The 24523-nt window shown below is 54.0% G+C and carries 21 protein-coding genes and 1 pseudogene; 20 read left to right on the forward strand and 2 right to left on the reverse strand.

Going from position 1 to position 24523, the window contains the following annotated elements; all coding sequences use genetic code 11:
• Positions 1-80: 80 nt before the first annotated feature.
• Both AAFH49_RS15355 and AAFH49_RS15360 read right to left on the reverse strand, forming a co-directional pair.
• Positions 81-1736, reverse strand: coding sequence for an amidase (locus AAFH49_RS15355; RefSeq protein ID WP_342299543.1), 1656 nt, complete (start codon positions 1734-1736; stop codon positions 81-83).
• Between the two features lie 201 nt (positions 1737-1937).
• Positions 1938-2372, reverse strand: coding sequence for an acyl-CoA-binding protein (locus AAFH49_RS15360; protein ID WP_342299546.1), 435 nt, complete (start codon positions 2370-2372; stop codon positions 1938-1940).
• A 138-nt stretch (positions 2373-2510) separates the two neighbouring features.
• On the opposite strand from AAFH49_RS15360, the gene asnB reads away from it, so the two are divergent.
• From asnB to AAFH49_RS15460, 20 genes and pseudogenes are all read left to right on the forward strand, one after another.
• On the forward strand, positions 2511-4415 hold the full coding sequence (gene asnB / locus AAFH49_RS15365; protein ID WP_342299548.1) for an asparagine synthase (glutamine-hydrolyzing): 1905 nt from the start codon (positions 2511-2513) through the stop codon (positions 4413-4415).
• 66 nt (positions 4416-4481) lie between these two features.
• On the forward strand, positions 4482-5192 hold the full coding sequence (locus tag AAFH49_RS15370; protein ID WP_342299550.1) for a glycosyltransferase family 2 protein: 711 nt from the start codon (positions 4482-4484) through the stop codon (positions 5190-5192).
• A 37-nt stretch (positions 5193-5229) separates the two neighbouring features.
• A complete protein-coding gene (locus AAFH49_RS15375; RefSeq protein ID WP_342299551.1) occupies positions 5230-6846 on the forward strand; it encodes a hypothetical protein in 1617 nt (538 codons plus the stop codon).
• Positions 6847-6870: 24 nt separating this feature from the next.
• Positions 6871-7089, forward strand: a pseudogene (locus AAFH49_RS15380) (asparagine synthase-related protein); the annotation flags it as partial.
• A 97-nt stretch (positions 7090-7186) separates the two neighbouring features.
• Positions 7187-8680 (forward strand): hypothetical protein, encoded by a 1494-nt coding sequence (locus tag AAFH49_RS15385; protein WP_342299554.1) that lies wholly within the window; start codon positions 7187-7189, stop codon positions 8678-8680.
• 143 nt (positions 8681-8823) lie between these two features.
• Positions 8824-10164 (forward strand): UDP-glucose dehydrogenase family protein, encoded by a 1341-nt coding sequence (locus AAFH49_RS15390; protein WP_342299557.1) that lies wholly within the window; start codon positions 8824-8826, stop codon positions 10162-10164.
• Between the two features lie 67 nt (positions 10165-10231).
• Entirely contained in the window at positions 10232-11188 is a 957-nt protein-coding gene (locus tag AAFH49_RS15395) for a UDP-glucuronic acid decarboxylase family protein (RefSeq protein ID WP_198066916.1), read from the forward strand.
• A 6-nt stretch (positions 11189-11194) separates the two neighbouring features.
• Positions 11195-11617 (forward strand): sugar 3,4-ketoisomerase, encoded by a 423-nt coding sequence (locus tag AAFH49_RS15400; protein WP_342299559.1) that lies wholly within the window; start codon positions 11195-11197, stop codon positions 11615-11617.
• Positions 11618-11891: 274 nt separating this feature from the next.
• Complete coding sequence (locus tag AAFH49_RS15405) at positions 11892-12821, forward strand: glycosyltransferase family 2 protein (RefSeq protein WP_342299560.1); 930 nt, start codon at positions 11892-11894, stop codon at positions 12819-12821.
• Positions 12822-13114: 293 nt separating this feature from the next.
• The gene (locus AAFH49_RS15410) at positions 13115-14227 is read left to right on the forward strand and encodes a DegT/DnrJ/EryC1/StrS family aminotransferase (RefSeq protein ID WP_342299562.1); all 1113 of its coding nucleotides are present in this window, start codon (positions 13115-13117) and stop codon (positions 14225-14227) included.
• A gap of 23 nt (positions 14228-14250) precedes the next feature.
• Positions 14251-14658, forward strand: a complete 408-nt coding sequence (locus AAFH49_RS15415; protein ID WP_342299564.1) for a sugar 3,4-ketoisomerase — start codon at positions 14251-14253, stop codon at positions 14656-14658.
• A 164-nt stretch (positions 14659-14822) separates the two neighbouring features.
• On the forward strand, positions 14823-15602 hold the full coding sequence (locus tag AAFH49_RS15420; RefSeq protein WP_342299565.1) for a GNAT family protein: 780 nt from the start codon (positions 14823-14825) through the stop codon (positions 15600-15602).
• 174 nt (positions 15603-15776) lie between these two features.
• Entirely contained in the window at positions 15777-16718 is a 942-nt protein-coding gene (locus AAFH49_RS15425; protein ID WP_342299567.1) for a glycosyltransferase, read from the forward strand.
• 382 nt (positions 16719-17100) lie between these two features.
• A complete protein-coding gene (locus AAFH49_RS15430) occupies positions 17101-18177 on the forward strand; it encodes a DegT/DnrJ/EryC1/StrS family aminotransferase (RefSeq protein WP_342299568.1) in 1077 nt (358 codons plus the stop codon).
• Positions 18174-18890, forward strand: coding sequence for a WbqC family protein (locus tag AAFH49_RS15435; RefSeq protein ID WP_342299570.1), 717 nt, complete (start codon positions 18174-18176; stop codon positions 18888-18890). Before AAFH49_RS15430 ends, AAFH49_RS15435 begins: the two co-directional genes overlap by 4 nt.
• A gap of 106 nt (positions 18891-18996) precedes the next feature.
• Complete coding sequence (locus AAFH49_RS15440) at positions 18997-19572, forward strand: acyltransferase (RefSeq protein WP_342299573.1); 576 nt, start codon at positions 18997-18999, stop codon at positions 19570-19572.
• On the forward strand, positions 19556-20542 hold the full coding sequence (locus tag AAFH49_RS15445) for a glycosyltransferase (protein WP_342299576.1): 987 nt from the start codon (positions 19556-19558) through the stop codon (positions 20540-20542). The genes AAFH49_RS15440 and AAFH49_RS15445 overlap by 17 nt, the downstream gene beginning before the upstream one ends.
• Before the next feature lie 177 nt (positions 20543-20719).
• A complete protein-coding gene (locus AAFH49_RS15450) occupies positions 20720-22267 on the forward strand; it encodes a lipopolysaccharide biosynthesis protein (RefSeq protein ID WP_342299577.1) in 1548 nt (515 codons plus the stop codon).
• 191 nt (positions 22268-22458) lie between these two features.
• Positions 22459-23472 (forward strand): glycosyltransferase family 61 protein, encoded by a 1014-nt coding sequence (locus AAFH49_RS15455; protein ID WP_342299579.1) that lies wholly within the window; start codon positions 22459-22461, stop codon positions 23470-23472.
• A gap of 2 nt (positions 23473-23474) precedes the next feature.
• A partial coding sequence (locus tag AAFH49_RS15460; protein ID WP_342299581.1) for a glycosyltransferase family 4 protein occupies positions 23475-24523 on the forward strand: 1049 nt, incomplete at its 3' end.

The following is a 24523-nucleotide window of genomic DNA, read 5'->3' on the forward strand; positions in this document are numbered from 1 at the left end:
CGAGTACCCCGAAATTTTATTTTGGGCTGCGTGAACATCAATTGTTCAACGGCCCGAAATAAAAATTCGGGGTACTCGTGCTATACGGCCACCGTCGGTAAAAACTTCGGGGCCTCGCGCTTGTGCGTGGCCTGCTCATAGGCATAGCCCAGGGCCAGTAACAGCCTTTCGTGGTACGCCGGCCCCACAAACGACAGGCCCACCGGCAGCCCCAGCACCTGCCCCATGGGCACGGTGAGGTGTGGGTAGCCCGCCATGGCCGCTGGCGACGAAAAATCTACCCCCGTCGAGTAATCGCCGTTTGCCCAATCGATGCACCAGGCCGGGCCGGTTGTCACGCCGATGATGGCCGCGAGCTGGTGGGTCTTCAGCAGGCCGTCGATGGCCTGACGGGCTCCGGCCACGGTTTTTTGCACGGCGGCCTTGTATTTAGGATTGTTGAGGCCATCAGCGGCTTCGGCCCGAATGAGGGTTTCCTGCTGGAAAAACGGCATGGCTTCGGTCGCGTGGGCCTTATTGTAGGCGATGACCTCGGCCAGGTTTTTCACGGTCGCGCCGGCATCGGCCAGGTACTTGTTCACGCCGTCCTTGAACTCGTAGAGCAGCACGTCAAACTCAGCCTCGCCGAGCGGGTTGACCAGCTTATTCAGCTCCACTTCCACAATGGTTGCGCCCTTTGCCTTCAGCGCGGCCACGGCTTGCTTCAGGAGCGCGGCCACGGCCGGCGGGCCGTTGAGGTGGGCTTTCTCCACGCCCAGCCGCTGGCCCTGGAGGGCATCCGACTTGAGAAACGTGGTGTAATCGGTCAGCGCGCCTTTGGGAATGGGTAGTTTGGCGGGGTCGGCGGGGTCGGGGCCGGCCAGCGCGCTCAGCAAAATGGCCGCGTCGCGCACGGTGCGGGCCATGGGGCCGGCCGTGTCCTGGGTGCTCGAAATCGGGATGATGCCGCTGCGGCTCAGCAGGCCCACCGTGGGTTTGAGGCCCACGAGGCCGTTGCAAGAAGCCGGCGACACCACCGAGCCGTCTGTTTCGGTGCCAATAGCCACGGCGCACAAATTGGCCGCCACCGCCGCCCCCGAGCCCGAGCTGCTGCCGCTGGTGCTGCGGTCCAGCACATAGGGGTTGCGGCTTTGGCGGCCCCGGCTGCTCCAGCCGCTCACCGAGTGCGAGGACCGGAAATTGGCCCATTCGCTCAGGTTGGTTTTGCCCAGCAGCACGGCCCCGGCGGCCCGCAGCTTCTGCACGATGAAGGCATCCTGCTTCGCCTTGTGCCCGCTGAGGGCCGAAGCGCCGGCCGTGGTCATCATCTGGTCGCCGCTATCAATGTTGTCTTTAATAAGGACTGGAATGCCGTGCAACGGGCCGCGTAGCTTGCCGGCCTTGCGCTCCTGGTCCAAGCCGTCGGCAATGCTCAGCGCATCGGGGTTGGTTTCGATGACGGCGCGCAGCATCGGCCCCGCCTCGTTAAGCGCCTTGATGCGGGCGAGGTATTTCTCGCTCAGGCTGCGGGCGGTGTCCGTGCCCTTGGCCATGCGGTCCTGCAAGTCGGCCACGGTCAGCTCGTGCAGCTCGAAGTTGTCGGCCGCGCCGGTCCCTGCCGTTTCTTCCGCTGCCGGGGCTCCGGCCGGAGCGTCCGTTACGGGCTTGCCGGGGGTAGTTTGGCAGGCCACGGCGGGTAGGAGGGCGGCCGTGAGGGCCACGCGGGTACTTTGATTCAGGAAAAGACGACGGTCCATAAAAAGCAGAAACGGAGTAGGGGAGAAGCGGCCATCGGCCGCCGACTGGCAATAATACTGCCCGCCGGGAGCCCGACAACTACCGCCGTACCAACAAGTTTTTGGCCGCCGGCTTCTGGATAAAAACAAAAGCCAGTTCTGCTAAGAACTGGCTTTTGTTTGACTAACATATCAAGCGCAGTAGCGCTGGAATAGTGCGGCTTATTCCGCCTGCTGGCCTTTCAGCTTGTCCTCGCCGCCATATGGGCTGCCGGCTTTGATATCGCCGCGCAGGCCGCCGTGGTCGGTGGTTTTGGGGGCACCGGTCTGGCTGTCGGTGGGCACTTCGCTGGCCTCGGTGGCCGGTTTAGCGCCGCCGGTTATTTCGGCCGTTTTGGCCACGTAGCGCCGCTTGGCTTCTTCCTCCGACACACCCTTGAACTGGTTCCACGAGTCCCATTGCGCCTGCGAAAGACCGGCAGGGCCGCTGGCCTGGTCGGCGGCGGCGGCGTCTACTTCGCCGGGTTGCATGTTCACATCGCCCTCGGTGGCTTGCTTGTAGAGGCCGTAAAGCTCGGTCATGTGCTTGGCGGCCACGTCGCCGGGCAGGTTATTTACTTGTTCGGCCGCAGCCTGGAATTGTTCGTCGATGTTCATGATTGAAAAAGGAGGGCTGGAAAAAGAGGAGCAGGGCCGCTACGGCGGGGTTTTGGCAGGAATTCGGTGCCATTTGCGTTAATGACAATACCCTGCGGTGGGCCTTTAGGTTGCGGGGTCGTACTTTTGCGGGCAACTATGTGCGGAATAACTGGAGTATTTGCCTTTACGGAAACAGGTCGTCAGTCGCTGGCCAACCTGCAAGCGTCCACCGACGCCATCATTCGCCGCGGACCCGACTCGGAGGGCCACTTTGTCTACGACCAATGCGGTCTGGGCTTTCGCCGGCTGGCCATCCTCGACCTCTCGGCCGACGGCAACCAGCCGATGACCGACGAATCGGGACGCTACACCATCGTCTTCAACGGCGAGATATTCAACTACCGCGAGCTGCGCGAAAAGCTCATTAAGCGCGGCTGCAAGTTTCACTCGCAGACCGATACGGAGGTTATTCTCCAGATGTACATCACCGAGGGCCGCAGCTTCATCAAGAAGCTGAACGGCTTTTTCGCCTTTGCCATCTACGACAAGGAGGAAAACTCGCTGCTCATCGCCCGCGACCGGTTTGGTGTGAAGCCTCTGCTCATCTACCGCGACGAGGACAAGCTGTTCCTGGCTTCCGAAATGAAGTCCATCATGGCCCTGGGCGTGCCGCGCAAGCTCGATTACGTGGCCCTGAGCCAGTATTTGCAGCTCAACTACATCCCCGGCCCCGCCAGCATTTTCAAGGGCGTGAAGAAGATGCTGCCCGGCCACTACCTGTATATCAAGGACAACAAGGTGGTGGGCAAAGCTTGGTATAAAATCCCCTACGACCCCAAAAAGGTCGCCAAAAACAAGCTCAGCTACGAGCAGCAGCAGAAAAAGCTGGTCGACCTGATGGACGGAGCCGTGCAGCGTCGCCTCGTGGCCGACGTGCCCCTCGGTGCCTTCCTCAGCGGCGGCATCGACTCCAGCGTAATCACCGCGCTGGCCGCCCGCCACACGCCGCACCTCAACACGTTCAGCATCGGCTTCAAAGACGAGCCCTTCTTCGACGAAACCAAGTACGCCAACCTCGTGGCCGCCCGCCACAAGACCAACCACACGGTTTTCTCGCTCACCAACGACGACCTCTACGAGCACATCCACAGCATGTTGGACTACCTCGATGAGCCGTTTGCCGATTCCTCGGCCCTGGCCGTGTACATCCTCAGCCAGCGCACCCGCCAGCACGTCACCGTGGCCCTGAGCGGCGACGGGGCCGACGAAATGTTCGGCGGCTACAATAAGCACATGGGCGAGTTCAAGGTGCGCCAGGGCGGCGTGAAAGCCGAAGCCGTCACGGCCCTCGGCTTCGTGTGGGACGCCCTGCCCAAGTCGCGCAACAGCTTCTTCGGCAACCGCGTAAGGCAACTCCAGCGCTTCTCGCGCGGCATGACGGCCGGCGTGAAAGACCGGTACTGGGACTGGGCCAGCTTCGCCTCGGCCAGCGATGCCAACACCCTGCTCAGCGCCGCCAGCCGCCGCAAAGTGGGCAAAAAAGCCGCCGCCAAGCGCCGCAAAGACATTCTGGAGCACCTGCACGCCGACGGCGACCTCAACGAGGTGCTGCTCACCGACATGAACCTGGTGCTGCCCTACGACATGCTCACGAAAGTGGACATGATGAGTATGGCCAACTCGCTGGAAGTGCGCACTCCCTTCCTCGACTACAAAGTGGTCAACTTCGCCTTCTCCATCCCCGTCACCAGCAAGGTCGACGCCACAATGAAGAAGCGCATCGTGCAGGACGCCTTCCGCTCCGAGCTGCCCGTCGAGCTCTACGACCGCCCCAAGCACGGCTTCGAAGTGCCCCTGCTGAAATGGATGCGCGGCGAGCTGCGCAGCCTCATCGAAGATGATTTGCTCCGCGACGAGTTCATCGAAGCCCAGGGCATTTTCGACGTGCAGGCCATCCGCGCCCTCAAGGCGCAGCTGTTCTCGCGCAGCCCCGGCGACGTGCACGCCCGCATCTGGGGCCTCATCGTCTTCCAGACCTGGTGGAAGCAGTATATGGCCTAAGCTAACTTTGTTTCGACATAACTTTGTTTCAACGCAATAATTCTGATTTGCATTTCAATCTGATATATGAAGCTTTCCATTGTAATACCAGCCTATAACGAAGGCCCAACCATTCACGAGATACTCAATTTGATTGATGCAGTACAATTGGTTGGTGGAATTGAAAAAGAAATAATTATCGTTAACGACTGCTCAACGGACAACACGGAAGCTGCTGTGCAACGCTACATGAGCGAACACCCCAATGTACCGATTGTATATCACGCCCACGCGGTAAACATGGGAAAAGGTGCCGCCCTGCACACAGGTATAAGGGTAGCAACCGGTGAATACGTTGTGATTCAGGATGCCGACCTTGAGTATGACCCCGAAGAATATAATGTGCTATTAAAGCCTGTTATTAAGGGCTTTGCAGATGTTGTTTTCGGCTCCCGATTCATGGGGGGGCGTCCGCACCGCATCTTGTTTTTCTGGCACAGCATCGGCAACAAATGGCTGACGCAGCTTTCCAATGGGTTCAATAACTTGAACCTGACAGATATGGAAACCTGCTATAAGTTGTTTCGCCGCGATATTATTCAAGGGCTTAAGTTGGAGGAAAAAAGATTCGGCTTTGAACCCGAGGTTACCGCCAAAGTAGCGCGTGTGAAAGACGTTCGTATCTATGAGGTTGGCATTAGCTACTATGGGCGCACATATGCCGAGGGCAAGAAAATAGGTTGGCGCGACGGTGTTCGGGCTATCTATTGCATTATTAAATATGGCTTGTTTGCATAGCATTCTGGTGTGTAAGGGGAGTTTAGATAATTAGGCAATGGGAAATAATACTTTTACTTTATCAATTGAATCAAACTATAATAAAATAGATAAGGAAAATCTCCTTTTCTATTTTATTATAGTTGCTATCCTTATCCTTCGGACAACCTTGATAGGTAAGGGATTGGTTTCGTTTATAGATGAATACCGCTATTTCTGTACATTAGATGCTGTAAAGCAATTTTCCCAAGGACACTTCACGCAGGGCATTGTTGCGCTTAACTCAACTCAAGGAAGGCCAGGTGATGCATTTATCCGGTTGATTCCTGCGGTGGTACAGGCCGCAATGTTCAAGGTGGTTCATATTAACACCAATACGCCGACATCACTGGTAACGGCTGCTTGGATGAATTGGGCCATGCTAATAATTAATATAGTCTTATTTTACAAAATTGCAAATGCGCTTTTCAATAATAGGTGGAGTAAAGTAGCAGTCATCATTTATGCCTGCTTGGCCAATACCAACATCTACCTGCGGCATATCCTGCCGTACGACATGTCTATGTGCTTTTTTTTACTAGCACTCTGGTTGATTATTAAGGATTATAAAGGAAAATTATTCACTAATAAGCTGCCTGCTTTTAAAATCGGTGTTTTCTCCGGAATAGTGTTTGTTATATATCCCGGCTACTTCCTGGCACCAGCCATGCTGGGCCTGATGATGATTGAATTACCAATTATTAAAAGTAGCCTGCAACGGTTATTGGTACGAGGAGCTGTTTACGTACTCGGTTTTGGTATGGTGATAATGGCCTTTGAAATAACTGCCAGAATAGGGGGCGTGAGTTACCTCATGAGTAGTAGTACTTTATCTTCTACTATTACACAAGGAGATTTTTCGGAGGGGTACTCCTTTGCGGCATCTTATTTAATTAATGTTGAAAGGGGCCTGGGCTGCCTGTTGCTGATTTTGCTTCTATGGTCGCTGGTGTCAATACTGTGGCCAACTCGTTTTGGTGTAACTGAAACAGTTGAATTCCGGAAGCAAAGGGTATTACTGACGATTGTGCTGATGCTCGGTTGGCTCTGTTACGCATCTTTGGTCTATTTGGGGCACAAATTGGTTTTTTATGGGCGAATTCTGCATCTGTTTATGCCGATGCTGGTACTGGTTTGTATTTGTGGTATTGCTAATTTTAAGCACAGCAGCATCAGATATATTTTGATTCTAATCAGTGTCGCATCATTCCTGTATTTCTTTATAGGCTACTCCAAAGTTATTTATGTGAAAGACGTTGCATTTGATAATAAGATTTTTGCGCCGCTTCCCGCACACGTAATACGCTATAATACGGCCTGTGGAAACGATGTTTATGATTATGAACCTTTTCAGGCTAAGTACAGCGACAGACCAAATCTTGCAGCAGCCAATGCAAATGATACGCTTCTACTTGTGAATTTTGGTACACTTTACCCTATTCGTTGCCACAACACTCTGGTCGATATACGGAACCGTGGTGTGCTGCTGGCACAAGGAGACGATATGTCAGAATTCCTTCCGTACCAATATGAGGCATATAATTCCCGGGAACGTCAGTTGTTAAAAACTTGGCCATATCAGTTTCAGATTTATACGATACCTTCTCAAGACAGAAAAGCAATCAAAGTCGAATAATTGTAACCAAATTACGACCGCCCCAAGCACGGCTTCGAAGTGCCCCTGCTGAAATGGATGCGCGGCGAGCTGCGCAGCCTCATCGAAGATGATTTGCTCCGCGACGAGTTCATCGAAGCCCAGGGCATTTTCGACGTGCAGGCCATCCGCGCCCTCAAGGCGCAGCTGTTCTCGCGCAGCCCCGGCGACGTGCACGCCCGCATCTGGGGCCTCATCGTCTTCCAGACCTGGTGGAAGCAGTAAACGAAGTAAGTTGTTGAATGTGAATGCATTTTGTCAAATTCATGATTGGTGGTACCTAGTGGGCCGGCCGCAACGGCTGGCCCTTCTATTTGGTGTCTTGTTCACGCTGGTGCGCCTCAGCTTAGTTGGCAAAGGCACCATGGCGTTTGTGGATGAGTCCCGCTACGTCAACGCCATGCTGGGCCTGCGCTCGCTCAGCGAAGGTCACGGACAGGAATTCCTGCGCTATATCAACTCCATGGGCGCCCGCCCGGGCGACGGTATATGGCGGGCCATCCCCGGTCTGGGCCAAGCCATCCTGCTGCGGGTCTTCGACCTGAACCCCAACGCGCCGCCCTCGCTGCAAGTCCCTCAGGTGTTCAACGTGCTCATCGTAAGTCTAAATGCCCTGCTGCTCTACCACATTTACCGGCGCTTTTTCAATGTTGGCCTGGCATTGCTGGGCCTTGCGCTGTATTCGGGCTTGGTAAACACTAACTTATATTTGCGTCATCTGCTGCCCTACGACCATTCCCTGTTCTTCTTTTTCTTGGCGCTTACAGTGTTGCTGCGGCCCAAAGCAGCCGTCGGCCTCAAGCTTCAGACACTGGCAGGAGTATTGAGCGGCCTTAGCTACGCCATTTATCCCGGCTACTTTATGGGGCCTGTGCTGCTGCTGACCTTAGCGCTCATGACCGGTTTCGAGGCCCCGCGTCCGGATTGGCTTCGTGCTGCAAAGCCCGCCGCTGCCCAACTGGCTGGCCTGCTAACGGTGCTTTTGGCCTTTGAAGGCTTGGCTCGCCTAGGCCACACTTCGTACTGGAACAGCAGCCGCTACATTGCCACTACCGTCACGCAAGGCAGCTTTGCCGAAGGGTTTAGCTTCCTCGGTAGCTATTTCTGGCATGTGGAAGGCTGGCTCGGCATTGGTCTGCTGGTGCTATTCGGGGTTGGGTTAGGGTTGAGTTGGTGCTCGGGCTGGTTTGCCGCCGATGGCGGAGCCACACGAGGGCTTGTGCGCCTGCTCACGGTTGGCTTTTTGGCGTGGCTGGGCTATGCTTTGGTGGTTCAGGTGGGCCATAAGTTGGTGTTCTACGGGCGCACGCTGCACTTTTTTGTGCCATTCATCATCATGGGGGCGCTGGTGGCATTGCGCACGGTTGGTCGCCCTAGACAACCCCGCACTTGGCTCTATTGGGGTAGTGGCGGCATTGCCCTGTGGCATTTCGGAGTATTTGTAGCCAGCTACCTCCCCATTGATTATCCTTGCGATGTAGCGTACCGCGCAGACATCTATGATTATGCGCAGGTTGCGATAAGCCAGGTCAATGTATGCGACGAGCACCTCATATTTTATCGATTATTTGGGCCACGCCTGCGCAGCCAAGTGACGCAAAAGCATCGAAATCCCACTTTTCAGTTGCTGAATTTCGCCTATCTATACCCAATCAACTGTTACCGGCCTGCGCACTTGAACCCCGGCAAAGTAGTGGCCGATAGTCCTTACTTTATGAAATATCCCGCCTATCAATTTGAAGGCCATAGTGCCTCGCAGCGTGCTGTTCTGCAAAATCATGAAATCAATTTTCAGATTATTCGTAATGATAATTGACTTATAATCATTTGATTTACCCCTGCGTTCTGCTGCTTGCTCATTGGCGTGAGAATAAGGACTAACCGCGAGGTCCGGTAGGGTGGACCGTAAAGACCTAAATTTGTTCCATTGAGTATAAATCTCCACGCATTCCGCATCTTATGAAAATAGCAGTTGTAGGCACCGGCTACGTCGGTTTGGTAACGGGCACGTGTTTTGCCGAAGTTGGCATCGAGGTGACGTGTATTGATATCGACCATAAAAAAATCGAGAATCTACACCAAGGCATTTTGCCGATTTACGAGCCGGGCCTGGAAGAAATGGTTACCCGCAACGTGGAAAAAGGGCGGTTGCACTTCTCTACCAATCTGGCCGAAGCAATCAAAGACTGTGACGTGGCCTTCATTGCGGTGGGTACGCCTCCCGGCGAAGACGGCTCGGCCGACCTGAAATACGTGCTGGCCGTGGCCCGCGGTATTGGCGAGAGCATGAATAGCTACGGTGTCATCGTCACGAAGAGCACGGTGCCCGTGGGCACAGCCGCTAAGGTGCGCGTCGAAATCGAGCAGGCCCTGGCCAAGCGCGGGGCCAACGTCGAGTTCGACGTGGCTTCCAACCCCGAATTCCTGAAAGAAGGCGCGGCCATCGACGACTTCCTCAAGCCCGACCGCATCGTGGTCGGCATCGCCTCGGAGCGCGCCGAAGAGGTGATGACCAAGCTCTACAAGCCCTTCCTGCTCAACGGCCACCCGATTATCTTCATGGATATCCCGTCGGCCGAAATGACGAAATACGCGGCTAACTCCATGTTGGCCACCAAAATCAGCTTCATGAACGACGTGGCCAACCTGTGCGAAATCATGGGGGCCGACGTAAACATGGTGCGCCGGGGCATCGGCTCCGATGCCCGCATCGGCACCAAGTTTATCTATCCCGGCATCGGCTACGGGGGGTCGTGCTTCCCCAAGGACGTGAAGGCGCTCATCAAAACCGCCCAAGAAAACGGCTACGACATGCAGGTGCTCCGCGCCGTGGAAAGCGTGAACGAAGACCAGAAATCGGTGCTCTTCAACAAAGTCAGCAAGCACTTCGGCGGCGACCTGCGCGGCCTGAAAATCGCCGTGTGGGGCCTGTCCTTCAAGCCCAAAACCGATGACATGCGTGAGGCCCCCTCGCTGGTCATCATCGAGAAGCTGCTGGCCGCCGGCTGCACCGTCACCGCCTACGACCCCGTGGCCATGCCCGAAGCCAAGCACTCGCTCGGCGACAGCATCAGCTACGCCAAAGACGAGTTTGCGGCCCTGATTGACGCCGATGCCCTGCTCATCGTCACGGAATGGCCCGATTTCCGCTCCCCCAATTTTGACGTTGTGGGCCGCCTGATGAAGCAGAAAGTTGTTTTCGACGGCCGTAACATCTACGATGTGAAGGAGTTGAAAGAGCTTGGCTTCGTGTACCACTGCATCGGCATCAAAACCGACCACAAGGAGCCGGCCGCCTAATTTTTTGAAAAGAGTGTCATACGGAGCGTAGCGAAGCATGACGTTCTAATGACCCAATACCGATACTATGACCAATACTTCCGAAGAAAAAAAGCGCGTCCTCATCACCGGCGGGGCCGGTTTTCTGGGCTCGCACCTCTGCGACCGGTTCCTGAAAGAGGGCTACCACGTGGTGGCGATGGACAACCTGATTACGGGTTCCATCCAGAACATTGAGCACCTGTTTGGCCGGCCCGATTTTGAGTTTCATCAGGCCGATGTGAGCAAGTTCGTGTTCGTGCCCGGCAAGCTGGATTACATCCTGCACTTCGCCTCGCCAGCCTCGCCCATCGACTACCTCAAAATTCCGATTCAGACCCTGAAAGTGGGCTCGCTCGGCACGCACAACCTGCTGGGCCTGGCCCGCGTGAAAGGTGCCCGCATGCTGATTGCCAGCACCTCGGAGGTGTACGGCGACCCCGAAATCCACCCCCAGGTGGAAGAGTATTTCGGCAACGTGAACCCCGTGGGCCCGCGTGGCTGCTACGACGAGGCCAAGCGCTTCCAGGAGGCCATCACTATGGCCTACCACAACCATCACGGCCTGGAAACGCGCATTATCCGCATTTTCAACACCTATGGCCCGCGGATGCGCTTGGACGACGGCCGCGTACTGCCGGCTTTCCTCTCGCAGGCTCTGCGCGGCGAGAACCTGACCGTGTTCGGCGACGGCTCGCAGACCCGCTCGTTCTGCTATGTGGACGACCTGGTGGAAGGTATTTATCGTCTGCTGCTCAGTGACTACCACCTGCCCGTGAACATTGGTAACCCGTCGGAAATCACCATCAAGGAGTTTGGTGAAGAAATCGCGCGCCTCACCGGCGTCGAATTCAAGCCGACCTACCAGGCCCTGCCCGAAAACGACCCCATGAAGCGCCGCCCGGATATCACCAAAGCCAAGGAAATCCTGGGCTGGGAGCCCAAGGTGGACCGCGCTGAAGGCCTGCGTCGCACGCTGGAGTATTTCAAAGAACACGTCAAATAGCTTCCGATGGCCGATTATCCTGCCCCACACCTTATCGAGTTCCCCAGGCTGGGGGCACCGGGCATTGGCTACATTTCCGTGGGCGAAAACGCCAAAGACCCGCTGCCCTTTGCGGTGCAGCGGGTCTTCTGGACGTACTACACCCCAGAAAGCATCGTGCGGGGCCGCCACGCCCATCATCGCACCGAGCAGCTTTTGTTTGCCGTGGCGGGCCGAATCACCGTCACCACGGAAACGGCCACCGGTGATATTCAGATTTTCCGCCTCGAAGACCCTAACGTGGGACTTTATGTACCGCCTTCGGCTTGGCATACCATGCAGTACTCGCATACCGCGGTGCAGTTGGTGCTGGCCTCGCAGGCTTATGCTGAGGAAGATTATATCCGCGAATACGCCGCCTTTCGGGAGCGATGGGCGCAACAAACCTGAGCCGCTTACGGCTGGCTCAGGTCTGGCCAACCGAAGTTGACGCGAAGCCAATGGCTGAAACGGAGCCCCGTGCCCGCACTGCCGGCCCAAAGCCCTGCTGATAACCGTTCTGGGTATTATTCCCGCCTCGACTAGTTACAGGGTGCGTTGCTGGCCGTGGCCGACACCATTCGCGCATTCTAACATTCTAATCAGCTTTCCTTCTTTTCATTTCAAAGCTCCGGCTGAGCGTACCCACCCGTGCGGCCCAGCGGCAATTCTATCCAATCAATCCATGCCCAAGCTCTCCGTCATCGTTCCCTGCTATTTTAACGAGGATAACATTCCGGTGACGACCCGCGAACTTGTGGCGAACGAAGCGAATTTCCCGCCCGAAGTCACGTTCGAATACGTTTTCGTGAACGACGGTTCCGGCGACGACACCCTCGGTGCGCTACGCCGGGCGCAGGCCCTGTATCCCGGCCGCATTCGCATCGTGGATTTAGCGGGTAACGTGGGCTCCTACAATGCCATCGTGGCCGGCATGGCCCATGCCACCGGCGACTGCCTATCCGTCATCACCGCTGACCTGCAGGACCCACCCGAGCTGATGGTGCAGATGTACGGCTATTGGCAACAAGGCATTAAGCTGGTCATCGGCAACCGCCAGGACCGCGAAGAGAAAGGCCTTTCCGTAGCCATGGCCAAGCTGTTTCACTGGCTGATGAAGAACCTGGCCCTGCGCAACATCCCTGACGGTGGCTTCGATTTCGTGTTCTTTGACCGGCAGGTAGCCACCGAGGTGCTGAAGCTACACGAGCGCAACTCCAATGTGTTCTACCTCATGGTGTGGTTGGGCTTTGCCTATGTCAACATTCCCTACACCCGCCGCAAGCGGGAAATCGGGAAGTCGCGCTGGACGCTAAACAAGAAAATCAAGCTACTCATCGACTCGCTGATGGCCTTTTCCTTTGTGCCCATCCGCGCCATTTCGGTGCTGGGCCTGGGGCTGGGCCTCATTGCCCTCCTGTACGGTGTGTATGTGATTGCCCTCAAGGTGGCCCGCCCCGATGAGCCCGCCGGGTGGACCACGCTTATGGTGGTTATGCTGTTCGTGTCAGCTTTTCAGATGATTGCGCTGGGCGTAATTGGCGAGTACGTATGGCGCGGGCTGGATGCAGCCAGGAAGCGGCCACTGTACGTGGTTCGCGAAATATTCGACTGATATTATGGTCTGATTAGCACAATAATACTGCCTGAATCTGCCTTTTCAAGAATCATCCTGTCAGTCCTATCTAGGTGCGGCTACCAATGCCACGAACGCCTTAAGCAAAGCGGTCTGAAGCAACATCAATTTCCTGCGACAAGCCGCTGTTTTTTTATTTCTGCTCACTCAATCGGCCCAACAATACATGGCCCATTGACGGGTGCCGCCAAGGTGGGAGAATCGTATAAATGCAATTGGTTGGAGCGGGGCTGCTATCTTTGCAGCTTCGATAGTCGCCTTCCGCCTGCTTTATGACCGTTCCGTTTCTGTCTTTTGCTCCTCAACACAATCCCATTCGCTCAGAAGTGCTGGGTGCTATTGCTGATGTTTACGATAAGCAATGGTACGTGCTTGGCGAGCAGGTGAAAGCCTTTGAGGCCGAATACAGCACCTTCAACCACGTAGCCCATACCATCGGGGTAGCCAATGGCCTCGATGCCCTGCATCTGGCCCTGGAAGCCTTGGGTGTACAGCCCGGCGACGAAGTTATTGTCCCCAGCAACACCTACATCGCGACCTGGCTGGCCATCTCCTTCGTGGGCGGCGTCCCCGTGCCTGTCGAACCCAATCCCGACACGTACAACATTGACCCGGCCCGTATCGAAGCCGCGCTCACGTCGCGCACCAAGGGCATTATGCCGGTCCATCTGTATGGACAAGCCTGCGAAATGGGCCCCATCATGGATATTGCCCGCAAACACGGCCTGTGGGTAGTGGAGGACAATGCCCAGTCGCAGGGCGCCGCGTGGGAGGGAGGCCTGACCGGCAGCTTCGGCGCCGTGAACGGTACCAGCTTCTACCCCGGCAAAAACTTGGGGGCCCTCGGCGATGCCGGGGCTGTGACCACCAATGATGCCGACCTGGCCCACAAAGTGCAGGTGCTGCGCAACTACGGCTCGCAGCAGAAATACTACAACGAAGTAATCGGCCATAATTCGCGGCTCGATGAGCTACAAGCGGCTGTCCTGCGGGTTAAGCTCAACTATTTGCCGGAATGGACTGCCCAGCGGCAAAACGTTGCCCAACTCTACAACCAGCACCTTGCCGGAATAGCTGACTTGCAGCTGCCCGCAACTGCTCCCGGGGCCACGCACGTGTACCATCTGTATGTGGTGCGGACCACTCAACGGGCAGCTTTGCAGCAATACCTGACGGAGCAGGGAATCGGCACGCTCATTCATTACCCTATCCCGCCCCACCAGCAGCAGGCTTATGCTCATCTGGCAATTCCGGTGGGCACTTATCCGCTGGCGGAAGAACTGGCGGCGACGTGTTTGAGCTTGCCCATGTGGCCCGGAATGACGGAGGAGCACGTTTTGGCGGTAGCCAAGGCCATCCGAAGCTTTTTAGGCGATAGAGGGTAACCTTGCTTTTACACAACTGCTCAATGCTAAACCCGCACCTGATAGAGTTTCCTAAAATGGGCAACCCAGAGATTGGCTACATCTCTGTTGTTGAGCAAAATACCCTGGTTCCCTTTGAGGTGAAGCGGCTTTTCTGGACGTATTACACTCCGGAAAGCATCGTCCGTGGCCGGCACGCGCATCATAAAACCGAGCAAGTGCTGATTGCCGTTGCCGGGCGCATTACCGTCACCACGGAGCTGAGCGATGGCACCATTCAGATATTCCGCCTGGAAAATCCCAATGTAGGGCTTTACGTGCCCCCCCACGCCTGGCATACCATGCAGTACTCGCATGCGGCTGTTCAGCTTGTCCTAGCTTCCGACGTTTATAACGAGGATGATTACATTCGTAGTTATACCGATTTCAAAGAAATATGGCAGAGCAAATAAATGTTGTGCCAAGGCCGGATTTAATTGAGGAAAGAGCGGAAGCATTGGGCCTGTATTCGCCTACCAGCTTCCTGCGGCATATCCCACTTGCCATCCAACAAGAGCAATATGGCACCGGGGCGGCCCAGCGTTTCGGAACAGGCACCGGGGAAGAGGTATTGCCAATGGCTGATGCGGCTGCCGGACAGTGGCTGGTACAACACTTGGCCTGGGACACGGCGTTTTTTGGGGTCGATACCTACCGATTATTCACAGGGCTGTTTGCCACGGCTACTTCCCCTGATGCCTTAGCCCAGGCGGCACGCGAGCTGCGAGCCGAACTTGCGCAGCGCGGCGCATACTATGCTTTCAGCATCGTACCAGCCGAGGATATTCAGCTAATCCAAGCACTGACCCAGGGCGGATGGGGGCTGATTGAAACCAGGTTAAATTTTTATCGTCCCACGGCTGAACCCTTGCCGGTGCCACCGGCTTTGGTGCGGGCCGCCCGCCCCGACGAGGCCAGTCATCTCGGCCGGGTATCGGCCCAAGCCCGTAACGACTACGACCGTTTCCATGCCGACCCTTGGTTTGGCGAAGAACGGGCGGCCGCAATGCTCACCCGCTATGCTGAGGCCGCTGTGGCGGGCACGTACGCCGATACAGTGCTGGTGCCCGCTGAAGACGACTTAGTGGTCGACTCCTTTCTGGCAATCGGAGACACCGCGCCGGACCCTCTCATCGCCGATAGTGGCTACTCCCGGGTGCTGCTCACTGCGGTAGGCCCCGAGAACCGGGGCTGGCATGTGAAGCTGGTAGCCGAAACCGTCCGTCGGGCCGCCACCAATCAGTTATCCAATGTCCTGATGACTACCCAGGCAACGAACCGGGCAGTGTTCCGCACCTGCGAAAAGCTGGGTTTTCGGCTTGGCAATACGACCCATGTGTTTGCTTGTTATTCATAATAAATGGTTAGCTGTGCCAAAATAGTTATCTGTACCAAATAGGTATAATCTATTCAACGTACTGCTTTTAAATATTTAATTAGAAAAAATAATACGCTGGGCATGTTTTCATGATGCCTTTCTAGTCTTGGAAACCCAGTATTACTGAAACTTAAATAAAACTACTCAAACAGGATGTATACTCCCTCTCTGGTTACTATCGGAATAGCATCTTACAACAATGCTCATTATATTGAGCAGATGCTGGATAGTGTTCGTAATCAGACGCATCCATTGGTTGAACTGGTTGTAGTGGATGATTGTTCTACTGATAAATCGGTTGAAGTAATTACCAATTGGTTAGCCCGTACTAATTACCCGGCCACTTTTATTCGGCACGAGCGCAACCAAGGCATCGTCAGAACCTTCAGCGAGTGCCGGACTCATGCCCACGGCGAGTACGTGAGCTGGGTGGGGTCAGACGATGTACTGCACCCCACTATGGTGGCCGAAACCGTAGCCGAGTTTGAACGCCAGGGCACGGACTGCGGAGCCGTATATGGTGATTGTGAGATTATCGACTCCACAGGGAAAGTGATTGCACCCAGCTTTCTGCAATTTTTTGACCCTTCCTTCGCCGATAACCCACCCCAAGGCAACCTCATCGTCCCCCTGCTAAAGGGGTTTTATGTGCCCGCACTCACCACCACCATTCGCCATAGTGCGCTGGATAAGGTAGGGGAATACGATTTGTCGCTCTACTCGGAAGACCTTGATATGTGGTTGCGACTGTCCCGGCACTTTCGCTTTGCCTACCTGCCAGGTAGTCTGGGGGGGTATCGGGTGCACAACGCTTCCGCGATTCATACCAACCGGGTAGCCTTGAACGAGACATACTTCCGCATCTACAACAAAGCTTACTTCGAGGGGGATTCCGAATGGGCCGCCGCCCGCCACAATCTGGCCGACCAGGCCGAACACTATTACGCCAGCGTAGGCCCTGCAGCCCGAGAAAAACTATGGTATGCCTTTCGCGAATCAAAGAGCAATAAGATAGGAGTATTCTGGGTCCTGGCCCGTTTGGGAATAAGTTACAAAGTGATACGCCAACTGTTGGCCCTTAAGCCTCGGATATAAAAGAATGCAGGCTGAGCAGTTATTTGAAGTGCTGATGAGTGGCGCAGGAAGTTTTGTCGCTGATGCTGAAGTGTCAGCAATGGTGATTACAGTAGAATAGTCGGGAGAATCGGTGACGAGGACCATTTCTCTAGTTCAAAAAACTCGATTGAGTGCTCTGCTTGTCCAGTCGTCCAGAAGCAAGGCTGTGGCGTGGAAGGCCGCATCATGCTTGCGTGGTTTGTCTGGTATTGCCCTGTCTTTCGAACGTAAGGAAAGTTGCGACTCCATTCTATCCCGCTTTGACCGGCCACTTCAGATATACCATCCGGAGTACACTGGTAAGCATGTATTACCTTCGAGGGTACTATGTGATTCAATGTCTTGAATCGACTTTCTGTTTATGATAAATGTTACAAAAGCATATTTGCCGCCGCTTGCAGAATACTCCCAATACTTAGAAGGCATTTGGGAAAGAGGGTGGCTTACTAACAACGGGCCTTTGGTACAGCAACTTGAAACCGACTTGAATCAGTACCTGGATGGCTCACAGGTTCAATTCCTGTCTAATGGCACAATTGCTTTGCAAATTGCCATCAAAGCGCTGGATTTATCGGGAGAGATTATCACCACTCCGTTTTCTTACGTTGCCACAACAACTGCTATACTTTGGGAGAACTGCGAGCCTGTATTCGTAGATATCGAAGACCAGACCTTTTGCATAGATGCTGCTAAAATTGAAGCCGCAATTACCCCCCGCACTACAGCAATTCTGGCTACGCACGTGTACGGATACCCCTGCGATGTGCTGGCAATAGAGTCTATTGCCCAACGTCATAACCTGAAAGTGATTTACGATGGTGCCCACGCCTTTGGGGTGCGCGTGCATGGCCGCCCACTTCTTAGCTACGGCGATTTGGCTACTTGTAGCTTCCATGCCACCAAGCTTTTTCATACTGTAGAGGGCGGTGCTATCGTGATGAACGACGAAGAGCTGGCACGCAACGTATGGCTCTACAAGTCGTTTGGGCACATTGGCGATGAGTATTTTACCTTGGGGGTGAATGGCAAAAACTCTGAATTCCATGCTGCGATGGGCCTCTGTAATCTGCCACGAGTATCGGAATTTATTCGCCAGCGCCAGCAGCTAGCCACTATCTACACCTCCGAACTGGCCGGTTTGGGCTTGCAATATCCCGCGCCGGCCGAGCCGAGCCTGGAATATAATTACGCTTACTTCCCCATTGTATTTGCCAGCGAATCCCAGATGCATCAGGTGAAAGAGTATCTCCTGAGCCACGAAATCAGTACGCGCCGCTACTTTTTCCCTTCACTCAATAAGCTGCCGTACCACACCGGAGCCGATTGCCCCATTTCCGAAGATATCAGCCGGCGCGTGCTGTGCCTGCCATTCTATCAGGACCTGGCACCCGCAGATGTCCGGCGCATTGCCCAACTTATCCAAGCAGCCTGCCGATGAATCTCGTCATTATGCAGCCTTACTTGTTTCCATACGTGGGCTACTTTCAATTGCTGACAGCTGCCGACCGTTTTGTCGTGTATGATGATGTGCAGTTTATTAAGGGCGGATGGATAAATCGTAATCAACTGTTAGTCAATGGCCAGCCGTGGATGTTCACCGTGCCGCTTGACCAGCCTAGCCCCAATCGACTAATTCGGGACATTGAATTGCGGCCACGCGACCTGTGGCAGCCAAAGTTATTGCAAACCATAAGTCAGAACTATCGGCGGGCCCCTCACTACGAACCGGTCTTTGAACTGATTAAACAAATATTTGAGGCCGATGCCCGTACCATCGCCGATTTAGTTCGTAATAGCCTACAGCAAATAGTGCAATATCTAAACCTGCCCGTGCAACTCATTCCAAGCTCTGATATTTACAATAATGCCCACCTTCGCGCGCAAGCGCGGGTAGTCGATATCTGCCAGCAGGAAGGGGCAACCTGCTACATCAACGCAATGGGTGGGCGCGCGCTCTATGATGGGGAAACATTTCAACAAGCGGGCATTTCCCTCAAATTTATTCAACCCGAGTTGCCGCCCTATCCACAGCAAGTGAAAAATGGTGAATTCGTGCCCGGGCTTTCAATAGTCGATGCGTTGATGCATAACTCTAAACCTGAGATTCATAGCCTTCTTCAGAGCTATTCTCTTCGAGCAGCGGAAGGATAGTATGTATATTAATTGTGTTAAATTGCAAATGCAATCAGCATTTGCAATTTGCAATCATAGTTGGGATACTAGATTGTGGATAGCGTGATTTTTTAAATTTTTTTATATGATAGGCTACTATTCCGATGCGGAACTGCGTGAATTAGGTTTTGCTGCCGTAGGGGAGCATGTACTTATCTCCAAAACGGCTACTATCTATAATTTGAGTAATATTAGCATTGGGAATAATGTTCGGATTGATAATTTTTGTGTCATTGCACCATCGGGGACAGGGAAATTAGTTATTGGTAATAATTCGCAGATTTCAGCATTCAATTTCATTAATGGGATGGGTGATATTATTCTCTCAGATTATTTCACCACGGCCCCTTATGTAAGCATATTCACCTCATCTGATGATTATAGCGGTAAGCATTTAGCGAACGCAACTATACCACGCGAGTTACTGGGTACAATAACTGCCCCTGTTATTGCGGGGAAGCATGTACTTATTGGCACAGGCTCTACCGTTTTGCCAGGAGTTACCCTCGCAGAAGGCACTGCAGTTGGGGCTCATTCTCTCGTGGCACATGATACCGCCGCTTTTACATTAGTAGGTGGTGTTCCCGCTCGTAAAATACGAGACCGTAGCCGTCATTTGCTAGAACTTGAATCAATTTTTATTAATGGAACCTACCGTTAGCGTTTGCATGATTACTTATATGCATGAAGCATATATTGGAAAAGCAATTGAATCTGTTCTTGGGCAAAAGACGAATTTTCAAGTAGAATTAGTGGTGGGCGAAGACGCCTCGTCTGACAATACCAGAGGGATAATTGAGGATTATGTTCGGCGTTATCCTAAGCGTATTCGGTTAATCCCAAAAGGGCCTAATGTGGGTCCGCAGCAGAACTTTACGAGAACATTCTTAGCTTGTAAAGGTAAGTATATTGCTATGCTAGAGGGAGATGATTGCTGGACGGTACCGCATAAACTCCAGAAACAGGTCGATTTTTTAGAGAATAATCCCGATTATGCTGTAAGTGCCCACAATCTCAGTGTAATCAATGCTGCTGGTAAGGCCATCAATGATTTAATACGTCCTGAAAAAATCCCGACAACTTATACGCTGGAAAACCTGGCTATTGCTAATGTGTTATTAACTGCTTCCTGCATTTATCGTAATACTTTCACTGCCGGGCCAAATCCTACTGGATTACCTGATTGGTTCGTGCATACTAAAATAGGGGACTATTGCTTGCACATGCTCGCTGCACGGCACGGGAAAGTCATGTATTTCCCAGACGTAATGGGGGCTTATCGTATTCATGATGGAGGAATTTGGACTCGTCAAGACGATTCTGGCCGGGTTATCATGTATTTTGAAGCTATTTATTACTTGCGAAAAGAATTTAAAGGCGAAGTGAAGCAGAAATTACTTAAGCAACTACTTGATTGTTTGCAAATGTTGTCCAGAATGGACGCGATTCGTCTTGATAGCTTTCTGCTGGAATACAAGACACAGATGCTTGACCTGATAATGGAAGATTATTCGCTGGTAATGAAACAATTATTGCACTCGCCGCAGCATTTATCGACAGCCCGATATAGCTGGATAAAACAAATAAGATATTCGGGGCAACGCATTATTAATTGGTATAAACATCATTAATTCACGTAAAAAAGCGTAGGAAAAGCAGCGTGGATTTGATGCGAATTGTAAACGATTGTATCTGACATTTGCACTTCTACCAAATTTGACCCAGCCGAGCTTTGGGTGACCTGCTGAAATATGCATATCAATACGTAGCGGCACTCATCGCGTAATAGCAGTTGAAACATATATCTCATGCCTGAAATTTCTCGTACCAAATCTGCTTTCTGGGGAATAATATCTACCCAGGCATTCACCATTATTTCGATGGTGGTGTCTATCGTCAGCACTCCTCTGATGGTGCGGTATCTGGATAAAGATGCCTATGGGCTATCCATTATTTTCTTTCAAATAATCAACTATCTGGCCCTGTTTGATTTTGGGCTGTCGACGGCCGTAATCCGCAACCTTGCTTTGCATCGGGGCGATGACGACCACAACCGGCTGATGGTGAACAAAATCATGTCGACGGGGGTGCTGGTGGCGGCGGCTTTTGGGCTACTGGTGACGGTGATAGGCATTTGCTTTGCGCCATTGCTGCCCCATGTTTACCACCTGCGTGCCGACCTAGCTGCCCCGGCTATTCCCATTGTGATTACCCTGAGCTTGCTGGTGGGCGGGCAGTTTATCCAGCGGGGGCTGGGAGGCATTTTCTTCGCCCATCATCGGCAGACGCTGATTGCTACGCCCAACTTTGTGGTGAGCTTGCTCACTACCGGCCTCACGCTGCTGTTGCTCTCACGCGGGGTGGGCCTCTGGACGTTTGTGTACGCTAACGTTTTTCAGATGCTGACCAGCTTTGCCATGCAACTGGTACTGCTACACATGTATTATCCGGAACTGCGCATCCGGCCGCGCTTTTACGATAAGGAACTGACCAAATCCATGCTCGACTATGGGTTTTTTATGTTCCTGCAGGGGCTGGCCACGCAGGTGATTTTGTACACCGACCGCCTGGTAATTGGCAAAGTATTGTCGCTGGCACTGGTAGCGGTGTTCTCGCTCACGGTGCGTATTCCGGAAGTGGGCATGAGTCTGCTGGGGCGCATCACTGAAAACTCACTCCCGGCGGTAGCCGAAATTGTGGTGCACGAAGGGCCGGCCCGGGCCCGGCTCTATTTCCACCGCATGATGCTGCTGATTGTGGCGCTGAGCATGATGGCCTTCTGGCTGATGCTGGCGTTGGATGAATGGTTTATCCGGCTCTGGGTGGGGGCCGATTTCTTTGCCGGGCAGCAGGTGCTGGTGCTGGCCCTCATCATCATGGTGCAGCAAACTATTACCCGCACGGGGGCCTTTTTCCTCAATGCCAAAGGCATTGCCCGCGCCTTGAGCTTCGTGGCAATGGTCGAAGCCGCGCTCAATCTGGCGCTATCCATTGGGCTGGGATACAAGATGGGGATGAGCGGGATTCTGCTCGGCACCATTCTGGCCTCGCTGCTTACATCGTTCTGGTACGTGCCTTATCTGCTTTATAAGCATCTGGACATTGCGCCCATGGACTCGGTGGTGCGGCCAATTATCTGGCCGGTATTGGGCATTAGCCTTGCCGGAACGGGCGTATATCTGCTGGTGCAATTGGTGGCCCGGCAGCCGGCGTTCAATCACTGGCTGTGGTTTGCGCCGGCCGGCGTGGTCGCCACGGGCATCATGGCGGCATTTGTGTGGCTACTGTACCTGCGTGTGCCCCTGGGTGAATACATCCCCGAACGTTTCCGGCGTTATTTGTTTATTAATTCCTAATCTGCTCACCCTGTTTAGGCCTTCGCTTCAGCTCTATGACCACTAGTACCAACTTTTTCACTAAAGCTACCCGCTCCTTTCTTTGGCGTACTGGTTTGGGGCAGTACATCGCTGCTCGCTACTGGAAAAATCGGGAGCAGGGGGATGGATTCCGTTTCTTATTCCGTCAGACCGACGATGTATTCGCCGGCATGCCAACGCAATTCACGGACCCCGGCTTTAGCGAGTTTATTGCGAAGGACACCAAACGGTGGACGATGCAGGAAAGCACGATTGTGGAAGTGACGGATGTGCTATTGGAGCCCGAGCGTTTGCTGGGGAGCCGGGAAGGCCGCCAGCTAGTGGAGCAAACCATTGTGTATAAGCACGACCGGCAATATCCGTTCATATTGCCCAATTTGCTGCGCCCGGCTAAGTGCACCAGCTTTGATGTGGCTATTTGGTACGACGGGTCGGCAACACGTAATTATTACCACCACTTCGTGGACGCCTTGAGCAGCCTGCAACTGCTGGAACAGAGTGGTTTGCCAGCGGATACGCCGTTGCTTATTACCCGGCAGATGTATGAAATGGATTTTTTCCAGTATCTGTATCGGCGCAGCCCCGAAATGCAGAAGCTAAACTGGTATGTGGTAGGCCCTAAGGAGTGGGTGAAGGTAAAAAAGCTGTACAAGTTTAATACCGCCGCCTTCAGCCCCGCATCGTGGCGCAACATGCGGGCGCTCTATAATTTGCCAAACAATGCACCGTGGCGCAAGGTATTTCTCAACCGCGACCGGCGGCGCTATGGCCGCTACCTCGACAACGAAGACGAAGTAGTGGCCATGCTTAAGCGCCACGGTTTCGAAGAAGTCTTTGCGGAGAACCTGAATATTGAGCAACAGGCGGCCCTCTTTCAGGAAACCAAGTATTTGGTAGCCCTGACCGGGGCTGGCCTGATTCAACAGTTTTTCATGACTTACGCGCAAGGGCATGTGATTGAAATTATGCCCCGCAATCGCCTGATGCCGGAATACTACTGGCAAGCCCATACCCTGGGCATGCATTACTACGACGTGGTGGTCGGTGGCAACATGCGGGCGGGTAAGGAGTACCCGGTAGAGGTAAACATGCTCGAAATAGCCGTGGTCCGAATGCTGGAAAACCAGTCGGCCGGCCGTAATTATGGCCTCACGCATTTGCCGGCTGCCACCCCAAATAATTGATGATGAATATTCTGGTTGCCGTTGAGGAGTTTCGTATTGGAGGTGCCCAAACCTTTGCCTTACGTCTGGCTCAGGCCCTGCACGAGGCCGGAAACAAGGTGTATTTATACAACATGTACTGGCAGTACACGGAGCACGATTTGGTTAAGCGCCTGGCCCCGGATGTGGAGTTGCTGCAGTACCAGCCGGCCAACGAAAAGCTGGATTTGTTGATTTCCCGCGCCGACGATTGGTTCCAGCGCAAGGGCTGGGCGGTAAGCCTGCGCAAACGGGTGCTGCTAAAACACTTGCGCGAGGTTATCCGGACCCGGAAAATTGACGTTGTCAGCAGCAATACCTTCAAGTGCGACCATTTGCAGGCGCAGGCGCTCCAGGCGTTTCCGCGTGTGCCGCTGGTGGTGACCATGCACGGTGATTACGAACAGTTCCTGGTTTTTTACCGGCAACAGCAGCAGTACGCCATTCCCAACTACCCGCAAAAGCTGGCAGAAACCATTGCCCGCATCAACGGCATCGCGTATTTGTCGGAGCAAAATTTGGAGGTAATTCAGCCCGCCGCCGGCATTGGCCCCGCCACCCACATTCAGGTACGCCGGATTTACAATGGCATGGAAGGCCGCTTCTCCAGCGAAGCCGCCAGCTACACTCGCGCGGCGCTGGGCATTGGCCCCGACGAACTGGTGTTTGGTATGGTGGCGCGCGGCGTGCCGGAAAAGGGTTGGGAGCCCGTTATCAGTGCTTTTCAGCAGCTGCGCGCCACCGTGCCACGCCCCATGAAACTGGTGCTGGTGGGGGCCAGTGCGTTCCTCGACCAGCTCCGGGCCACCCATGCTGCCGACGAGGACCTGCGCTTCCTGGGTTTCGTGAACAACCCCGTCGATTGTGCCGCCGCTTTCGATGTGGGCATTCTGGCCTCGTCCCTGAAAGAAAGCCTGCCCAATTCCATCGCGGAGTACCTGTTCTGCGGCAAAGCCGTGATATCCACCAATGTGGGCGAAATTGAGCAGATGATTCGCACTGATGATGGCCAGGAAGCGGGGCTACTCACCGA

Source organism: Hymenobacter segetis, from assembly GCF_038448715.1.
GTDB classification, from domain to species: domain Bacteria; phylum Bacteroidota; class Bacteroidia; order Cytophagales; family Hymenobacteraceae; genus Hymenobacter; species Hymenobacter segetis.

Bases quoted from the DNA above. Each gene is read 5' to 3' on its own strand.
- AAFH49_RS15450 (WP_342299577.1), top strand. From the start codon at position 20,720: ATGCCTGAAATTTCTCGTACCAAATCTGCTTTCTGGGGAATAATATCT.
- AAFH49_RS15425 (WP_342299567.1), top strand. From the start codon at position 15,777: ATGTATACTCCCTCTCTGGTTACTATCGGAATAGCATCTTACAACAAT.
- asnB (WP_342299548.1), top strand. From the start codon at position 2,511: ATGTGCGGAATAACTGGAGTATTTGCCTTTACGGAAACAGGTCGTCAG.
- AAFH49_RS15375 (WP_342299551.1), top strand. From the start codon at position 5,230: ATGGGAAATAATACTTTTACTTTATCAATTGAATCAAACTATAATAAA.
- AAFH49_RS15355 (WP_342299543.1), bottom strand. From the start codon at position 1,736: ATGGACCGTCGTCTTTTCCTGAATCAAAGTACCCGCGTGGCCCTCACG.
- AAFH49_RS15410 (WP_342299562.1), top strand. From the start codon at position 13,115: ATGACCGTTCCGTTTCTGTCTTTTGCTCCTCAACACAATCCCATTCGC.
- AAFH49_RS15435 (WP_342299570.1), top strand. From the start codon at position 18,174: ATGAATCTCGTCATTATGCAGCCTTACTTGTTTCCATACGTGGGCTAC.
- AAFH49_RS15405 (WP_342299560.1), top strand. From the start codon at position 11,892: ATGCCCAAGCTCTCCGTCATCGTTCCCTGCTATTTTAACGAGGATAAC.
- AAFH49_RS15370 (WP_342299550.1), top strand. From the start codon at position 4,482: ATGAAGCTTTCCATTGTAATACCAGCCTATAACGAAGGCCCAACCATT.
- AAFH49_RS15440 (WP_342299573.1), top strand. From the start codon at position 18,997: ATGATAGGCTACTATTCCGATGCGGAACTGCGTGAATTAGGTTTTGCT.
- AAFH49_RS15390 (WP_342299557.1), top strand. From the start codon at position 8,824: ATGAAAATAGCAGTTGTAGGCACCGGCTACGTCGGTTTGGTAACGGGC.
- AAFH49_RS15445 (WP_342299576.1), top strand. From the start codon at position 19,556: ATGGAACCTACCGTTAGCGTTTGCATGATTACTTATATGCATGAAGCA.
- AAFH49_RS15455 (WP_342299579.1), top strand. From the start codon at position 22,459: ATGCCAACGCAATTCACGGACCCCGGCTTTAGCGAGTTTATTGCGAAG.
- AAFH49_RS15430 (WP_342299568.1), top strand. From the start codon at position 17,101: ATGATAAATGTTACAAAAGCATATTTGCCGCCGCTTGCAGAATACTCC.
- AAFH49_RS15395 (WP_198066916.1), top strand. From the start codon at position 10,232: ATGACCAATACTTCCGAAGAAAAAAAGCGCGTCCTCATCACCGGCGGG.
- AAFH49_RS15360 (WP_342299546.1), bottom strand. From the start codon at position 2,372: ATGAACATCGACGAACAATTCCAGGCTGCGGCCGAACAAGTAAATAAC.
- AAFH49_RS15400 (WP_342299559.1), top strand. From the start codon at position 11,195: ATGGCCGATTATCCTGCCCCACACCTTATCGAGTTCCCCAGGCTGGGG.
- AAFH49_RS15415 (WP_342299564.1), top strand. From the start codon at position 14,251: ATGCTAAACCCGCACCTGATAGAGTTTCCTAAAATGGGCAACCCAGAG.
- AAFH49_RS15420 (WP_342299565.1), top strand. From the start codon at position 14,823: ATGGCTGATGCGGCTGCCGGACAGTGGCTGGTACAACACTTGGCCTGG.